General features: G+C 61.9%; 1 protein-coding gene. It reads right to left on the bottom strand.

Translation table 11 applies throughout. The annotated features are described in order from the left end of the window. Positions 1-273: tripartite tricarboxylate transporter TctB family protein (locus SB659_RS19505; RefSeq protein ID WP_410551596.1), on the bottom strand; the 273-nt coding region annotated here is incomplete at both ends.

The following is a 273-nucleotide window of genomic DNA, read 5'->3' on the forward strand; positions in this document are numbered from 1 at the left end:
CCGCGCGCGGTCAGGGCGAAGAGCAGGCCCGTCGCGATCGAGAACCCTGCGATACGCAGGAAGATCATCTGACAGGCAAGACCGGCAATCACCCAGAGAACGGGTGGTACTTCCTGCTTTTCGCGCTCGGGAAATTCACCACGCCAGGCTTCGGCAACGGTCCAGAGACCGAGAGCCGCCAGGCCGAAGGCGACGAATTCCGGCACGGTCGATGGGCCGATACGGTCATACTGTGCGATGGCGCTGAGATGAGAGGCATCCCAGAACATGATG

It is taken from the genome of Arthrobacter sp. SIMBA_036, from assembly GCF_046535135.1.
Lineage (GTDB): Bacteria > Actinomycetota > Actinomycetes > Actinomycetales > Micrococcaceae > Arthrobacter.